This is a genomic window from Halalkalibacillus halophilus DSM 18494, from assembly GCF_000423105.1.
Classification (GTDB): Bacteria; Bacillota; Bacilli; order Bacillales; family Alkalibacillaceae; genus Halalkalibacillus; species Halalkalibacillus halophilus.
Map to the genome: position 1 here is coordinate 56462 of NZ_AUHI01000013.1, position 15197 is coordinate 71658.

14 protein-coding genes are annotated in these 15197 nt (G+C 36.2%); 4 read left to right on the forward strand and 10 right to left on the reverse strand.

What is annotated here, in order from left to right:
* Window positions 1–6 precede the first annotated feature (6 nt).
* The 6 genes from G532_RS0109095 to G532_RS0109120 form a co-directional block, all read right to left on the reverse strand.
* Window positions 7–1242, reverse strand: a complete 1236-nt coding sequence (locus G532_RS0109095) for a DNA polymerase IV (protein WP_027964533.1) — start codon at window positions 1240–1242, stop codon at window positions 7–9.
* A gap of 136 nt (window positions 1243–1378) precedes the next feature.
* Complete coding sequence (locus G532_RS0109100) at window positions 1379–2500, reverse strand: M20/M25/M40 family metallo-hydrolase (RefSeq protein WP_027964534.1); 1122 nt, start codon at window positions 2498–2500, stop codon at window positions 1379–1381.
* A 17-nt stretch (window positions 2501–2517) separates the two neighbouring features.
* Entirely contained in the window at window positions 2518–4065 is a 1548-nt protein-coding gene (locus G532_RS0109105; protein WP_027964535.1) for an acyl-CoA carboxylase subunit beta, read from the reverse strand.
* Window positions 4065–4475 (reverse strand): methylmalonyl-CoA epimerase, encoded by a 411-nt coding sequence (gene mce / locus G532_RS16355; protein ID WP_342662659.1) that lies wholly within the window; start codon window positions 4473–4475, stop codon window positions 4065–4067. The genes G532_RS0109105 and mce overlap by 1 nt, the downstream gene beginning before the upstream one ends.
* On the reverse strand, window positions 4468–4875 hold the full coding sequence (locus tag G532_RS16360) for a cobalamin-dependent protein (protein ID WP_035512837.1): 408 nt from the start codon (window positions 4873–4875) through the stop codon (window positions 4468–4470). Before G532_RS16360 ends, mce begins: the two co-directional genes overlap by 8 nt.
* Before the next feature lie 18 nt (window positions 4876–4893).
* Window positions 4894–6552, reverse strand: coding sequence for an acyl-CoA mutase large subunit family protein (locus G532_RS0109120; RefSeq protein ID WP_027964538.1), 1659 nt, complete (start codon window positions 6550–6552; stop codon window positions 4894–4896).
* Between the two features lie 143 nt (window positions 6553–6695).
* On the opposite strand from G532_RS0109120, the gene prli42 reads away from it, so the two are divergent.
* Together prli42 and G532_RS0109130 are read left to right on the forward strand one after the other, a co-directional pair.
* Complete coding sequence (prli42, locus tag G532_RS16245) at window positions 6696–6839, forward strand: stressosome-associated protein Prli42 (protein WP_245570125.1); 144 nt, start codon at window positions 6696–6698, stop codon at window positions 6837–6839.
* 142 nt (window positions 6840–6981) lie between these two features.
* Entirely contained in the window at window positions 6982–10008 is a 3027-nt protein-coding gene (locus tag G532_RS0109130; protein WP_027964539.1) for an efflux RND transporter permease subunit, read from the forward strand.
* Window positions 10009–10042: 34 nt separating this feature from the next.
* Here G532_RS0109130 and G532_RS0109135 read toward each other — a convergent pair whose 3' ends face one another.
* Together G532_RS0109135 and G532_RS0109140 are read right to left on the reverse strand one after the other, a co-directional pair.
* Window positions 10043–10576, reverse strand: a complete 534-nt coding sequence (locus G532_RS0109135; RefSeq protein WP_245570126.1) for a transcription repressor NadR — start codon at window positions 10574–10576, stop codon at window positions 10043–10045.
* 8 nt (window positions 10577–10584) lie between these two features.
* Window positions 10585–11709 carry an IscS subfamily cysteine desulfurase gene (locus G532_RS0109140; protein ID WP_051189125.1) on the reverse strand — a complete coding sequence of 375 codons (1125 nt, stop codon included), beginning with the start codon at window positions 11707–11709 and terminating at the stop codon, window positions 10585–10587.
* Between the two features lie 212 nt (window positions 11710–11921).
* On the opposite strand from G532_RS0109140, the gene nadC reads away from it, so the two are divergent.
* Both nadC and nadA read left to right on the forward strand, forming a co-directional pair.
* Window positions 11922–12764 (forward strand): carboxylating nicotinate-nucleotide diphosphorylase, encoded by an 843-nt coding sequence (gene nadC / locus G532_RS0109145; RefSeq protein WP_027964542.1) that lies wholly within the window; start codon window positions 11922–11924, stop codon window positions 12762–12764.
* Entirely contained in the window at window positions 12761–13864 is a 1104-nt protein-coding gene (gene nadA / locus G532_RS0109150; RefSeq protein ID WP_027964543.1) for a quinolinate synthase NadA, read from the forward strand. Before nadC ends, nadA begins: the two co-directional genes overlap by 4 nt.
* A gap of 41 nt (window positions 13865–13905) precedes the next feature.
* Here nadA and G532_RS0109155 read toward each other — a convergent pair whose 3' ends face one another.
* Entirely contained in the window at window positions 13906–14859 is a 954-nt protein-coding gene (locus G532_RS0109155) for an aromatic acid exporter family protein (protein WP_027964544.1), read from the reverse strand.
* A 77-nt stretch (window positions 14860–14936) separates the two neighbouring features.
* Window positions 14937–15197: transposase (locus G532_RS0109160; protein ID WP_027964545.1), on the reverse strand; the 261-nt coding region annotated here is incomplete at its 5' end.

Consider the following 15197-nt stretch of genomic DNA (forward strand, 5'->3'; position numbering starts at 1 on the left):
CCATGATTATTTTTTCTTTTTATAATCCATTAAAAAATCCTTTTGAAAGCTTGTAGACATTTTTGGCTCCGATTGGTCCAATTTCTTAAATATACGATCTCCATACTTCTCTTTCATTTTCTCTACTGCCTGATACAATGTTTCTTTTTCAGCTTCCGCTTCATAATTAAACAAATCCAGTTGTTTGGATGCATCTTCTAATGTGGTTAATTGTTGTGCAGTAACCCCAAGAAGTCTAATTGGTTCTTGGTTCCAGTGGGTCTGAAATAGGTCAAAGGCAATTTGATAGATCGCTTCTGCAGAATCTATATAATCGCGTAATTGCTTGCCACGAGTAATTGTTTTCCTATTGTGGTATCTAATCATAATTTGAATATTTTCGGAAACTACTTTCTTCGTTTTCATTCTTTCATGAACTTTTTCAGAAAGGGTTTTAAACATTCTCATGATTTCGGCCTCATCTGTTGTATCGAATGGGAGTGTTTTTGAATTACCGATGCTTTTAAAGTCGTACACGGCATCTGGGTCTACTTCGCGGTCATCTTCTCCATTTGACCTAATATGCAACCTCTCTCCGTTTACACCGAGGAGCTGTTTCAAAGTCATCACATTCGCTTTTGCTAAATCACCTATAGTAAATAGGTTAAGCTGCTTTAGTTTTTCTTCCGTTTTAGCACCAACCCCGTACATTTCTCCAATTGGTAAGGGCCATAACTTTTCATGTAACTCTCGTTTTCGAAGAACGGTTATTCCTTGCGGCTTTTTCATGTCTGAAGCCATTTTTGCTAGAAATTTATTCGGGGCAATCCCAATACTACATGGCAAATCAAGTTCATCCAAAATTCTGTTCTGAATAGTTTGAGCAAGCTCTCTTGCGTCTACATTCTTACTAACTTCTGTTACATCCATAAATCCTTCATCAATGGAAACTGGTTGTACAATAGGTGTTATTTCAGATAGGATTGTAAATATTAGGCGTGATGCTTCTTTATATCTTTCAAAATTAGGTCGCATTACGATTAAATTGGGACATAAATCGTAAGCTTGCCATAGAGGCATTGTTGTTTTTACCCCTTTTGCTCTTGCTTCATAGCTACTTGTAACGACTATTCCTTTTCTTTCTTCAGGGTTACCTGCAATCGCGAGTGGTTTTCCCTTCAAGTCAGGATTATATGCCATTTCAACAGAAGCATAGAAGCTATTCATATCCACGTGAAAAATTATTCGTCTTTTCATTTTCATTCACTCACATTCAAAAGACTTTTATACTAATTAGTATAGGCTTATTCTAAAACACTATCAATTTTGATAGAGCACCGAACAAATTAAAAAATTAAGGAAGCAAGAGAACTTCCTTAATTTATTTAGATGTTATTACTTAATGACTACTCTCTTCTACTATTGCAGTTAACAATTCACCTATTTTATATAATTCATCTACTGGCATTCTTTCATTGGTAGTATGAATATTTTCGTAACCTACACAGAGATTCACAGTAGGAATGCCAAATCCAGCGATGATATTCGCATCACTTCCACCGCCACTTGCAAGCAATTCACTTTCTCGCCCTATTCTTGTAGCAGCTTTTTTAGCAACTTCCACTACATGATCTCCTTCTTGATGCTTAAACCCAGGATACATGTGACGAACATCCACATGTATTTCTCCTCCAACGTCACTTTCAGCTTTTTTACAAGCTTCTACCATTTTTTCAATTTGATCATCGAGTTTTTCTTTTACTAATGATCTTGCTTCAGCTAGTATATATGCTTCATCGCAAACAATATTCGTTGCCTGACCGCCTTCAATTCTTCCAATATTAGCAGTCGTTTCATCATCAATTCGACCTAATGGCATCTTAGAAACCGCTTTTGCTGCTAATGTAATAGCAGAAATTCCTTGTTCTGGTGCAACCCCTGCATGTGCTGTTTTGCCTCTAGAAGTAATATGAAGCTTAGCTTGAAAAGGCGCTGCTACGATAATGTTTCCAACTTTACCATTACTATCTACTGCGTAACCATAGGATGCATAAATCAAGTCAGAATCCAATGCTCTAGCACCAACTAAACCAGACTCTTCCCCAACAGTAATAACAAATTGAATATCCCCATGTTCCAGGTCATTATCTTTTATAGCTTTAATCATTTCTAATAATGCTGCTACCCCAGCTTTATCATCTGCACCTAATATAGTCGTTCCATCAGAAACTATATAGTCACCCTCAATGGTAGGCTTAATTCCTTTACCAGGTGTGACTGTATCCATGTGTGCTGTGAAATAAATCGGTTCTACTCCTTCTTTATTTCCTTTTAGTGTACAAATTAAGTTATTCGCACCATGTCCTGTTTTTTCTTTAGCTTGATCTTCTTTAACTTCTAATCCTAAGGTATTAAATTTCTCAATTAATACTTTGGAAATTTCTTGTTCGTATTTCGTTTCGGAATCAATTTGAACAAGCTCCATAAATTCATTTAGTAATCTTTCCTGGTTGATATTCATTTGTAATCCTCCATTTATTAAAGTGGAATATTGCCATGTTTCTTTTTCGGGCGTTGTTCTGTTTTATTTTCTAACATTTTTAAACTTTGAGCTAGTTTTATTCTAGTTTCTCTCGGGTCAATGACATCGTCTACCATACCGAGGCCTGCTGCAACATAAGGATTTGCAAATTTTTCTCTATAGTCATCAATTTTTTCTTTTCTTGTCTCTTCTGGTGTATCACTATTTTTTATATCATTTGCGAAAATGATATTTGCTGCACCCTCTGGACCCATGACAGCTATTTCTGCGTTCGGCCATGCAAATACTAGGTCAGCACCTATGGATTTACTATTTAGTGCTACATAGGCTCCACCGTATGCTTTACGAGTGATAACAGTAATCTTCGGGACAGTCGCTTCCGAGTATGCATATAGAATTTTTGCGCCATGGCGGATGATCCCACCATGTTCTTGCTTAATCCCAGGGAAAAATCCTGTCACATCTTCAAATGTAACAATAGGTACATTAAATGAGTCACACAACCTAATAAAACGAGCTGCTTTATCACTAGAGTCAATATCTAAACCTCCAGCCATGTTCTTCGGTTGGTTACAAACTAAACCAATTGTTTCCCCTTTAATACGTGCAAATCCTACAACGATATTTCTTGCAAAATCTCTATGCACTTCAAAGAAAGAGTCCTCATCAACAACTTCATTTATAACCGTGCGTACGTCATAAGGACGAATTGGATCGAATGGAATCAATTCAGTAAGTTCTTCTCGGAAATCTGATTGCTCTTTTGATTCTAATTTTGGCGTTTTTAACTGACTATTTTGAGGTAAGTAGGAAATTAGTTGCTTCACTTGATCAAGTGCTTGTTCTTCTGTCTCTGCTTTCAAGTGTGCATTACCACTTTTCGAGTTATGTACACTTGCTCCACCTAATCCTTCAGGTGTGATTTTCTCACCAGTTACCGTTTCAATTACCTTGGGCCCTGTAATGAACATTTGGGATGTTTCTTCCACCATAATTACAAAGTCAGTAATTGCCGGAGAATATACTGCTCCACCTGCACATGGACCCATAATAACTGATATTTGCGGAATAACCCCAGAATATATTGAATTACGGTAAAATACATGACCGTAACCATCCAATGAAGCTACACCTTCTTGTATTCTCGCTCCACCTGAATCATTAAGTCCAATGAATGGAGTGCCATTCTTAGCAGCAAGGTCCATAACAGCTGCGATTTTTTTACCGTGCATTTCCCCAAGTGCCCCGCCATATACAGTAAAGTCTTGAGCAAATAAATATATTGGTCGACCTTCAACAGTACCATATCCAGTCACTACACCTTCACCTGGTACTTCTTTTCCGTCCATACCAAAGTCTGTTACTCGATGTTCAATAAACGGATTTAACTCTACAAAAGAGCCTTCATCTAACAAATAAGCTATACGTTCCCTAGCAGTCAACTTGCCTTTATCGCGCTGCTTTTGTATTTTTTCATCTCCGCCGCCCATTTCTACTTTGCGACGTTTATCATAAAGTTCATTTATTTTATCGTATATGTCCATTATGAATCCTCCTGCTTTTGTTGGCAAAGTTCAAATAAAACACCATTAGTTGATTTTGGGTGCAAAAAAGCAATTTCACTGTTATGAGCTCCAGTTTTAGGTTCCTCATGAATGAGTTTTATTCCATTGTCTCTTAAGTGTTTTAATCGTTCCTTGATATCATCCACATCTAGTGCAATATGATGAATTCCTTCTCCTCTTTTTTCGATAAAAGAAGCAATTGGTGACTCAGGGCTCATAGGCTCTAACAGTTCAAACCTACTTTCACCTATTTTATAAAAAGCAACTTTTACTTGTTCTGATTCAACAATTTCTGTTCCTTCGAATTCAAGATTTAAATCTTGCTCATAAAACTTCCGACTAGACTCTAAATCCTTCACGGCAATTCCAATATGTGAAATCTTATTCATTTTCATCACCACGAACACATGCTTCAATATACGCAATGGTATCTTTCGTAGGAGTTCCTGGCGTGAAAACTTTCCTAATTCCTTTATCTTTTAAAAACGCGATATCTTCATCAGGTATTACTCCCCCACCTACTACAGGGATATCTCCAGCATCTTTTGCTACTAAAGCTTCAACAACTTTAGGAAATAATGTTTTATGACCCCCTGATAAAGAAGATAGGCCGATAACGTCTACATCCTCTTGTATAGCTGCTTGGGCAATCTGTTGGGGAGATTGTCTTAAACCTGTGTAGATGACTTCCATGCCATGGTCTCTCAACGCTTGAGCAATAATTAATGCCCCTCGATCATGACCATCTAAGCCTGGCTTGGCAATAAGTACACGTATTGTCTTTTTCATCTGTTTCATCCTTTCAAACTAAGCTCCTGTAAACTCTCCAAACTCATCTCGTAATACATTACATATTTCACCGATTGTGGCATAAGCTTTAACACATTCTATAATATAAGGCATTAAATTTTCTTTATTATTTGTTGCTGCTTGTTTTAAGGAACTAAGTAAATGATCTACTTCTTCCTGATTACGCTCATTTCTAATTTTGTTTAACCCTTGAACTTGAGCTTGTTCTAGTCTCTCATCTACTTTTAAGAGATCTTCATGAACTTCTTCATCGATTCGAAAAGCATTTAACCCTACAATAATTTCCTCTTCAGATTCAATATCTTTTTGAGTTTGATAGGCAGCTTGATGAATTTCACGTTGCATAAAACCATCTTCTACCGCTTGTACCGCACCACCCATTTCATCAATTCTCTCAATATAGTGCATGACCTGTTCTTCTATTTCATCAGTTAAATTCTCTACATAATAAGACCCTGCCAAAGGATCAACCGTATCCGCGACACCACTTTCATGCGCTAAGATTTGTTGAGTACGTAGTGCAATACGTGCAGAATCCTCTGTTGGTAAGGCAAGCGCTTCATCTTTTGAATTTGTGTGTAAACTTTGCGTACCACCTAAAACAGCTGATAGTGCCTGTAATGCTACCCGCACAATATTATTATCAGGTTGCTGAGCTGTTAACGTAGATCCTCCAGTTTGGGTATGGAATCTAAGACGCAAACTTTTTTCATCTTGCGCATGATAACGGTCTTTCATTACATTGGCCCAGATTCGCCTCGCTGCTCTAAATTTCGCTGCTTCTTCAAAGAAATTATTGTGTGCATTAAAAAAGAAGGCTAAACGTGGAGCAAATTGGTCCACTTTTAAACCGCTTTCAATTGCAGCATCAACATAAGCCATTCCGTTGGCTAACGTAAAAGCAACTTCTTGGACGGCGGTGGATCCTGCTTCTCGTATGTGATACCCAGAAATACTAATCGTATTGAATTTAGGGATGTGCTCTGCACAATATTCAAATATATTCGTGATTAGTCGCATAGAAGGCTTAGGTGGATATATATATGTTCCTCTTGCAATATACTCTTTAAGTATGTCATTTTGAATAGTACCAGTTATTTTTTCTTTTGGTACACCCTGCTTTTCGGCAACAGCTATGTACATTGCCAGTAACACAGATGCTGGGGCATTAATAGTCATTGATGTACTAACTTTATCTAATGGAATTTTATCTAATAAGATTTCCATGTCATCTAAAGAATCAATTGCTACACCAACTTTCCCTACCTCCCCTTCTGCCATTGCATCATCTGAGTCATAGCCAATTTGAGTAGGTAAATCAAATGCTACAGACAAACCAGTTTGCCCTTGGTCTAAAAGATATTTAAAACGTTTGTTTGTTTCTTGTGCAGAACCGAAACCTGCATATTGTCGCATCGTCCAGAAGCGATTTCTAAACATGGAAGGTTGAATTCCTCTTGTGTAAGGAAATTGCCCAGGAAATCCTAATTTTTTTAGATAATCTTCTTTTTCTGCATCATTGGTTGGTAAATATAGTGGCTCAATAGTCAGATCTGAACTATTGGTAAAGGGTGATTTTCGTTCTGGAAAACGTTCCTTCGTTTTTGCAACTTGTTGTTCCCACTGTTGTTTCTTCTGATTATAATCATTCGTCATAAAACCTACTCCCTTCTATCTTCATTCTACAATTGTAAGAATCATTCGTCATCTATTATTATTGTAAAGCAAAGATTTAACTTGTCCAATCATTGTTTTTCTTTTACAATGTAGATAATGGATTTTGTAAGGGAGGAATCACTGTGTCAAATGAGAAGAAACCACGGGCACCTTACGCTTCAAGTCGCAGAAAGAAAAAGCCTTGGACGACAGTGGTAATATATCTTATGATTATTGCGATGCTTTTGAGCTCACTAATGATGGGACTTAGCATGATTGCATTTTAATCAAACAAGTTAAAAGACATGACTTATTATAAGTCATGTCTTTTTTATTTTGTGTATAATTAATGTATTATATTTGTATAGAATAGGGTATATAGTATTTATAAAACACAAAAATCACATACCACAATGGGGGCAATATCTATTGAAATTTTTACTAGAAAGATCTAAACTCATATTTCTCTTTTTTATATTACTTACTGCTGTTGGAATATATACCTTTACTGACCTTCCACAGCGAGACTTTCCTGAAACTCCTATTAATAATGCAACTGTAACAACTGTCTATCCAGGCGCTTCCCCTGAAGAAGTAGAAGCCAATGTTTCTACACCTATTGAAAATGCCGTCGGAACACTTGATGGGGTAGAATCTTTTCAATCAACTTCTACTAGAGGTTTCTCTACAGTTGTTCTAAGCCTAGAAGACGGTATAAATCAAAATGAATTAATAAATGAAATTAATCAAGAAATTGCATCTTTGTCTTCCGACTTACCACAAGATGCTTCTGACAGTGAAGTAACAAAGGGTGAACTTACTAGCCCAATATTTTCTTATTTTATAACTGCTGACTCCCACGATGATCTTAACCAACTCCAGTCGCAAATGGAAGATTGGCAAAAAGAAATTGAAAATGTAAATGGCGTAGATCGGTTAGAGGTTAACGGATTAGAAGATGAAGAATTAGTTATAAACCTAGATAGTGAATTGCTTCAGGCAGAAGGCATTCTATTTCCTGACGTTTTAGACTCTATCGAACAAGAACTATCTCCTACTCCACTTGGAGAACATCAAGCGGAAGAAGGTACTGTTACTTTAAATATGGATCACTTCTCCTCTGTCGAAGAAGTAAATGAGATTAGAATAAGTGGTTCTGATAATGTCACCCTAGAAGAAATTGCTGAATTAGAATTACAACCGAACGAAGAACCCAATTTAATTACTTATCAAGGACAACCAGCAATTAATTTAACTATCTATCTTCAAAGCGGTGAGGATATTCCAAGTATGAGTTCTCTTGTAAATGAAGAAATGGATAGCTTAGAGGCGGAATTACCTTCTCAATTTGAATTTCAGAACTATTTTGCTCAAAGTGACTTTATCTCTGAGGTGTTTAATGGCCTATTCACTTCCCTAGCAATTGCAGTTGTAGCCGTAGTGGTGATCACTACTTTAGGACTTACTATTTCAGGGGCAATTGTAGTAGCAATTGCTATTCCGATTTCGATCATATTAGGGTTGATTCCACTCCCTTACTTAGGAGTTGATATTAACCAAATCTCTGTAATAGGTGCGATCATAGCACTTGGAATATTAGTAGACGACTCGATTGTATTAAACGATAATATCGAACGAAGATATCGTTTGGGGGACTCCCCGCTCACTGGAGCTGCCAAAGGCATAAAAGAGGTCAGAACGTCTATTATTACTTCCACTCTCGCGATTGTGTTTACTTTTTCACCTTTAATATTTCTATCAGGAGCAAATGGTGCATTTATTCGAGCACTGCCTAGTGTATTAATAGCGACTTTATTAGCATCAACTGTCGTAGCACTTATATTAGTTCCAGCGATACGATATGTGATTTATAAGCGAAAAACAAAACCAATTAAAGAGGATCCTGGAATTTTAGGAAAACCATTAACTAAAAGCGCAAACTTTTATGCTGTACGAATTGTTAAGAAACTCATAGGTATTCCAAAACGAACTGCTGCCATTGGTTTATCACTAGCAACGCTTGTATTTGTCTTAGTAATTTTCACTCCATTCGAATTCTTCCCAGCAGCCGATCGAGAGGAAGTTACCATTGATGTTAGTCTAGAAAATGGACAGTCGAAAGAAGACACCCTAGAAACGATGGAATTAATTGCAGAAGATTTTCGAGAAAATGAAGAACAAATAAAAGATATTAGTATTTTCACAAATGATAGCGCACCAAACCTATTTACTCAGACCCAGACCAATAATGGAGATCACACGGGTAGAATGTTTGTAAGAATTAATCAAGATTTGACTAGCGCGGAGAACTTTAAAGAAAACTGGGAAGAGCAATTACGAGAGTCATATTCTGAAGCCACAATTTTCATGAACACTATAGAACAAGGTCCTCCATCTGGGGCTCCTTTAACTATTACAGTAAAAGGTGAAGACCTTGATGAGATGTTAGATGTTAGAGATGAAGCCATGGATGAGTTAAGAGCTGCAGGTGCTGATTTGGTAGTTGATAATGTTGGTACTCTAACACCCGCAATATCATATGTTCCAGACCGGGACGCTTTAGATGAATATGATTTGTCCATTCAAGAAATCAGTGAACAGATCAGCTTACGAACCACTGGTATTCCTTTTGAAACCATTCGAGAAGATCAAGAAGAAACAGAAGTTAGTATTTATCTCGATCGTCTTGAAGATGGTAATGAAATAGATCTAGAAGAAATCGTTGTTCCGACTAATCAAGAAGAAGGGCCTCCTATTGTAACTCTAGATGAAATTTTAGATGAAGAAAGTGATGAAGTAATTCCTTTAATAAATCATGAAGATGGAGAACGTTCAATTACGATACGTTCCTATGCAGACGATACAGATGCCATTGAGGATGAAATAACTTCTTTTGTCGATGATCAAAATGAATCTAATGATGAATTATCATTGATCATCGGAGCAGAAACAGATAACCAAGATGATTTCTTTACTGAAATAACGGTTATTTTCTCTGTGGTTATCTTATTGGTTTACTTACTCATCGCATTTCAATTTAATTCATTAGCAATGCCATTCCTAATCCTGGTTTCTGTTTATTTAGGAATCGCAGGAGCAATTTTAGGTTTGTTTGTCACTCAAACACCGATTAGCTTTTTAGCAGTAACAGGAATGGTTTCTCTCACAGGAATTGTCGTCAGGAACTCCCTGGTATTAGTGGATTTCATAGAACAATCGATTGCGGAAGGTAAATCACAAGTCGAAGCAATTGTGGAATCAGCGAGGGCAAGGTTTAGACCGATCTTACTGACAGCAATTACTTCTATTACAGCTCTGATGCCTGTTGCAATTGGTGGGGATGTACTATTCCAACCTCTTGCCATCACTATCATATCAGGTATATTATTTTCAACAGTCTTAACACTATTACTTGTTCCTGTGTTATATGTTTTGTTTAAAAAGAAAGCAAAATAACAAAAGAGCCTTCACTTTATGTGAAGGCTCTTCTCTATTCTTCAGAAGAAACAAGAAAACCTGCTTTTTGCATTGCATTTTCAGCTTCATCCAAATATACTTTTTTCTCAGCTGTTATAGTATGTATGTGGATCCCACCGGTTAATTCAGACAAAAGGGAGGCATCCGATTGACGGACGCGATCAATGAAATGTTTAACATCCATTCTATTTGAAATTCGTAACATCGCTTGAAATTCACCGTATACTGGATGTTCAATAATGACGTCCTTTACATTTACTCCGTGATCCACCAATATATTGAGTTCTTCCTCTGCCTCTTCTCTTCCGTGTTTACATGCGATTTTTCTTTGTAACAGTTGCTCTTCAGCATGTTCAGTTACATATAAATACCCTTGACTAGTAGCTATAATTGGATGATCACTAGCTTTTAATAAAGCAACATCACCAACCACAACTTGTCTACTTACATTAAATTGTTTCGCAAATTCACTGCCAGTTATTGATTCCTTTGAATCGATCAGCGCTTTTAATATTTTACTTCTTCGCTCTACTCCAGCTACTTTCATTGCTATCATCACCTTCGATTTAAAATTGAACTATGACAGATTTCATTCATTACTATTGAAAAATTAGATAAATCTTCTTCCGTAGTTAACCTACCAAAAGAAACTCGAAAAAAATTATTATGCAGGTCTTCTCCTTCTATTGCTTCTACAATTTTGGGATAAGATTGATATTTTACATCACAAGCGCTGCCAGTTGAAATCGCAAACCCTTTTCTATTACATTCTAACATCATATACTGGCCTTCTATATATTTAATGCTCAACCCAACAATGGATGGGACTTGTATATCCTCTTTTCCCTCAATAATTGATAGATCCTTGATGTTGTTTATTTGATGAATAAATTTTATACGGAGATCTTTTAACCTCTTCTCTTCTAAAAACCTCCGTTCGTCTGCTTCTTCAAGTGCTGTAGTAAAAGCACAAATGGTTGGAAGGTCTGTCGTATTACCTTCTAAAACAATTTTTGAGAAAGAATTTATTCGATCAAACTTTTCTTCATTAAAATAAAGTAGACCAATCCCCTTTGGTCCATATATTTTATGCCCTGATAACGAGAAACTTGTTGCCAAACTCGATAAATGGTTACAGTTTACTTGCCCAAAACTTTGTACTGCGTCTATATGAAAATAAGCACCATTTCTTTGACAAAGCTCAGACACTTCCTCAACTGGTTGAATTGTTCCAATCTCTCCATTTACATGTTGCAACACAACAAGTGCAGTATTATTGGATACTAATTCGTTTAATTTTTTCATATTAACGATATAATTTTTACCAAATTCTATCCACTTTATTTCATACCCTTTGGTTTCGTACAAACTCATAGCTTGGTGAACTGAATTATGTTCTGCTTTACTTACAATAATTTCTCTCCTGTCTGAAAGGCTTAACAATAAATCAATAGCGATTAAATTACTTTCAGATCCTCCATTTGTAAAGTATATATTATCGGGCTTGGCGTTTAAAATTTCCCCTATATTTTTCATGCATAATGAATAAACTTGATTCGCTTGATCTCCATAATCATGTAAGCTATTCGAATTTGCAAAAAAATTGTTAGCAACTTCATTATATGTATGTAATGCTGTTTCACTAATTGGTGTAGTAGCCGCATAGTCTAAATAAATCATCATAAATTCCCCCATTTAAAAATTCGCTTGTAATCTATTTAATTATATGTAAATATAAGTGTCAAGACACATATAAACTTATTTGATTATGAATGCAGATATTCTGAGTTAGTTTTCCTATTTATTCAAAACATCAGCTAGTGCTCTCATGTCGCAGGCATTAATACATATGACACACGGTGACAATTTCAACCAAAGAAAGTTGGTCAATAATGAACAAGTTGAAGCTCAAAGAACAATTATCATACTTTTTAAATGAAGACTTAGGTTACGGTGATCTAACAAGTGATGCCATTTTTACAAATCAATTTGGTGCACTACATATTGTTTCTAAAAGTAGTGGTTATTTTTCAGGGGAAGAGATCTTATCCCCCCTCTTTCAATTACTTGATAAAAAATCAATGGTGACAATGAAAGTTACTGACGGAGAGAAAATAGAAGCGGGTCAGACACTTGCGTTAGTTAATGGAGAAATAACAAAATTGCTACAAGGGGAAAGAGTTGCAATTAATTTGCTACAACGCTTGTCTGCTATAACAACTAAAACGGTAGAAGCCATTACAAAATTAGACGATTCTACGATAACAATAGCTGATACGAGGAAAACAACTCCTGGTCTTAGAATGTTGGAAAAATATGCAGTTAAAATTGGTGGTGGCAAGAATCATCGCTTTCGCTTAGATGATTGTGTGATGATTAAAGACAATCACATTGCAGCGTGTGGTTCCATAAAAAAGGCTGTAGAGATGGTTCAACTAGAAGTTGGTCATACCGTAAAGATTGAAGTGGAAATCGAGAATGTAGAACAAATCGAGGAAGCCATTCAAGCTGGTGTAGACATTATTATGCTAGATAATGTCCCTATTCAGGAAATTGAATTTTTTGTAAGTAAAATTCCAAACCATATAATCACGGAAATATCAGGAGGCATCACATTAGATAACTTGTACAAGTATAAAAATTGCGGAGTTAACGTCATTTCGCTCGGGTTATTAACCCATCAAATTACTTCTTTAGATTTTAGTGCTTATATAATGAAGGGGGAAGAAAAATGAGTTTATTACAACAAATAAATGAATCAATATCTACAATTCCAAAGAAGTACAAAGAAATGAAGGAGTCAGAACTACATAAAAGGGTTGTGACAATTAAGCAAGAGTTAGGTGATGAACTTTTCATTCCCGGTCATCATTACCAAAAAGATAATGTTATACATTATGCTGATGCGCGTGGAGACTCATTAGAACTAGCCCAACGCTCCGCCCAAACAAGTGCGTCTCATATTGTCTTTTGTGGTGTGCATTTCATGGCTGAAACTGCGGATATTCTATCTTCTGATACCCAAAAAGTTTACCTTCCGGACTTGCGTGCTGGTTGTTCTATGGCGGATATGGCAAATATAAAACAGACAGAAAGAGGATTTTCCATTTTGACGGACCTTCTTGGACCCTCTATCATTCCGATGACTTATGTCAATTCCACAGCAGCCATAAAATCATTTGTAGGAACACATAATGGAGCAACCCTCACCTCTTCCAACGCAAAATCAATGTTAAGATGGGCATTTGAAAGAGGAGAAAGAATTTTGTTCCTTCCCGATCAACATTTAGGAAGAAACACGGCTTATGAATTAGGTGTTCCCTTAAATCAAATGGGTGTTTGGAACCCCATTTTAGAGAAATTAGAATATGAAGGTGATTTAAAGGATTTAAAGATTATTTTGTGGAAAGGTCATTGCTCTGTACATGAAAACTTCACTCTCTCTAATGTTAGTGATATTAGAAAAAAACATCCAAATATGAAGATCCTTGTTCATCCTGAATGTTCAAGAGAAGTTGTTTCCCAATCAGATGATGCTGGTTCTACTAGATACATTATCGATACAATTGAAAAAGCACCTAGCGGAAGTAGCTGGGCAATTGGAACGGAAATGAACTTAGTCAATCGTTTGATTAACCAGCATCCAGATAAACACATCATCTCTTTGAACCCTTCCATGTGTCCCTGCCTTACAATGAACAGAATAGATTTACCTCATCTCACTTGGTCCTTGGATTGTATCTATGAAGGCCAACCTGTAAATCAAATAATTGTTGACAAGGATACCTCGAAATTTGCGAAAATCGCATTAGAAAGAATGTTAGCCAAAGCTTAAAACTAATAAAGGAGCGGTGAACATCTCACCGCCCCTTTGCTTTAAATATCACTCTTTTTGTATGAACGTTTTAATATTAAATACTGTTCTATTTCATTTAACAATAAATATAAGTTAGCCCGTTCTTCAAAGCTTTCTCGATCTCCTGGAAGTTCTTCTTTATTAAAAGTCTTTCTAATCTCCTTCAATTCCTCTAAATATTTAATTGCAGTATTCCCAGCATGTACATGATGAGCTAAATCATCAAACAATTGGCCAATATACTTATACTCCGTTTCTGTTGCATTAATTCTACTAATTAAAGGTAACATGCGTTCTAGAATTTCGAATTGTTTCTGACGCATGTGGAAGTAATGGTAAAAAGGATGATGACTTCTTAGAATATGATTTTCTACATCTCTAGCAGCTAGATCACTTGCTTCTTCTAGCAATTTAGCTGTTTCTGTTACTTCCTTACCTGACCAATAATAATCTCCGGTTTTTAAAAAGTCAGCTATTTCTTGCAAGATGGAGGAAAAATTCTTCTCTATTTTATCTTGAACTTTCTCAAGTTCCGTATCTAAACTAGGCATATACATATTTAGTAATAACGCAACGCCTAAACCAACACTTATAAGTACTATTTCATTAACAACAATCCCTACATGAAGTGCCTGTTCTCCATATAAATGTAAAATAATAACGGAGCTAGTAATAATGCCTTCTGTAATCTTAAGCATCACTGTAACTGGGATGAATACGAGCAAAACTAATCCAATTACTAGTGGGTGGTAAGCAATAAGTTCAAATAGCACACCTGAAATTGCTATACCGATTAGACATGCATAAAATCTATACCACGCACTCAAAAGAGAACGTCTCCTTGTAACTTGAATACAAAGAATTGTTAATATAGCCGCAGAGATCGCATTATCTAATTGGAGAGCATCAGCTATGAATATTGATACCGGTGCACCAATTGCTGTTTTCATTGTTCTAGAACCGATCTTAATCATTCTTAGTCCTCTTTCGTAACGTTTTTATTTTGGTTCTAAGTCAAATGTTGGGGTGCTCTCTTAGGAGCACTCCTAATTTATGCCATTTGTCCTTGTATATGTTTATATTGATGATGCAATAAAATCTTTTTGCGAAAGCGATCAAAGCGTCGGAATCCAAAGGCATTTCGTTTGATTACTTTGGTTTGGTTATTAATCCCTTCAATGTATCCATTGTGAAGCTCATAACCAAAACTATTCATAATCTGTTTTTGCCAGTTTTGAATGGTTTCTATCGCTTTTTCGAATTCAGGTATACCTACTTTCTTCACGCTGTCATAGAAGTCGTATAAACGCTC

What these genes read in the sequence shown, in the direction of transcription:
- G532_RS0109095 (WP_027964533.1), bottom strand. Translation starts at nt 1,242, where the DNA reads ATGAAAATGAAAAGACGAATAATTTTTCACGTGGATATGAATAGCTTC.
- G532_RS0109100 (WP_027964534.1), bottom strand. Translation starts at nt 2,500, where the DNA reads ATGAATATCAACCAGGAAAGATTACTAAATGAATTTATGGAGCTTGTT.
- G532_RS0109105 (WP_027964535.1), bottom strand. Translation starts at nt 4,065, where the DNA reads ATGGACATATACGATAAAATAAATGAACTTTATGATAAACGTCGCAAA.
- mce (WP_342662659.1), bottom strand. Translation starts at nt 4,475, where the DNA reads ATGAATAAGATTTCACATATTGGAATTGCCGTGAAGGATTTAGAGTCT.
- G532_RS16360 (WP_035512837.1), bottom strand. Translation starts at nt 4,875, where the DNA reads ATGAAAAAGACAATACGTGTACTTATTGCCAAGCCAGGCTTAGATGGT.
- G532_RS0109120 (WP_027964538.1), bottom strand. Translation starts at nt 6,552, where the DNA reads ATGACGAATGATTATAATCAGAAGAAACAACAGTGGGAACAACAAGTT.
- G532_RS0109135 (WP_245570126.1), bottom strand. Translation starts at nt 10,576, where the DNA reads ATGAAAGTAGCTGGAGTAGAGCGAAGAAGTAAAATATTAAAAGCGCTG.
- G532_RS0109140 (WP_051189125.1), bottom strand. Translation starts at nt 11,709, where the DNA reads ATGATTTATTTAGACTATGCGGCTACTACACCAATTAGTGAAACAGCA.
- nadC (WP_027964542.1), top strand. Translation starts at nt 11,922, where the DNA reads ATGAACAAGTTGAAGCTCAAAGAACAATTATCATACTTTTTAAATGAA.
- nadA (WP_027964543.1), top strand. Translation starts at nt 12,761, where the DNA reads ATGAGTTTATTACAACAAATAAATGAATCAATATCTACAATTCCAAAG.
- G532_RS0109155 (WP_027964544.1), bottom strand. Translation starts at nt 14,859, where the DNA reads ATGATTAAGATCGGTTCTAGAACAATGAAAACAGCAATTGGTGCACCG.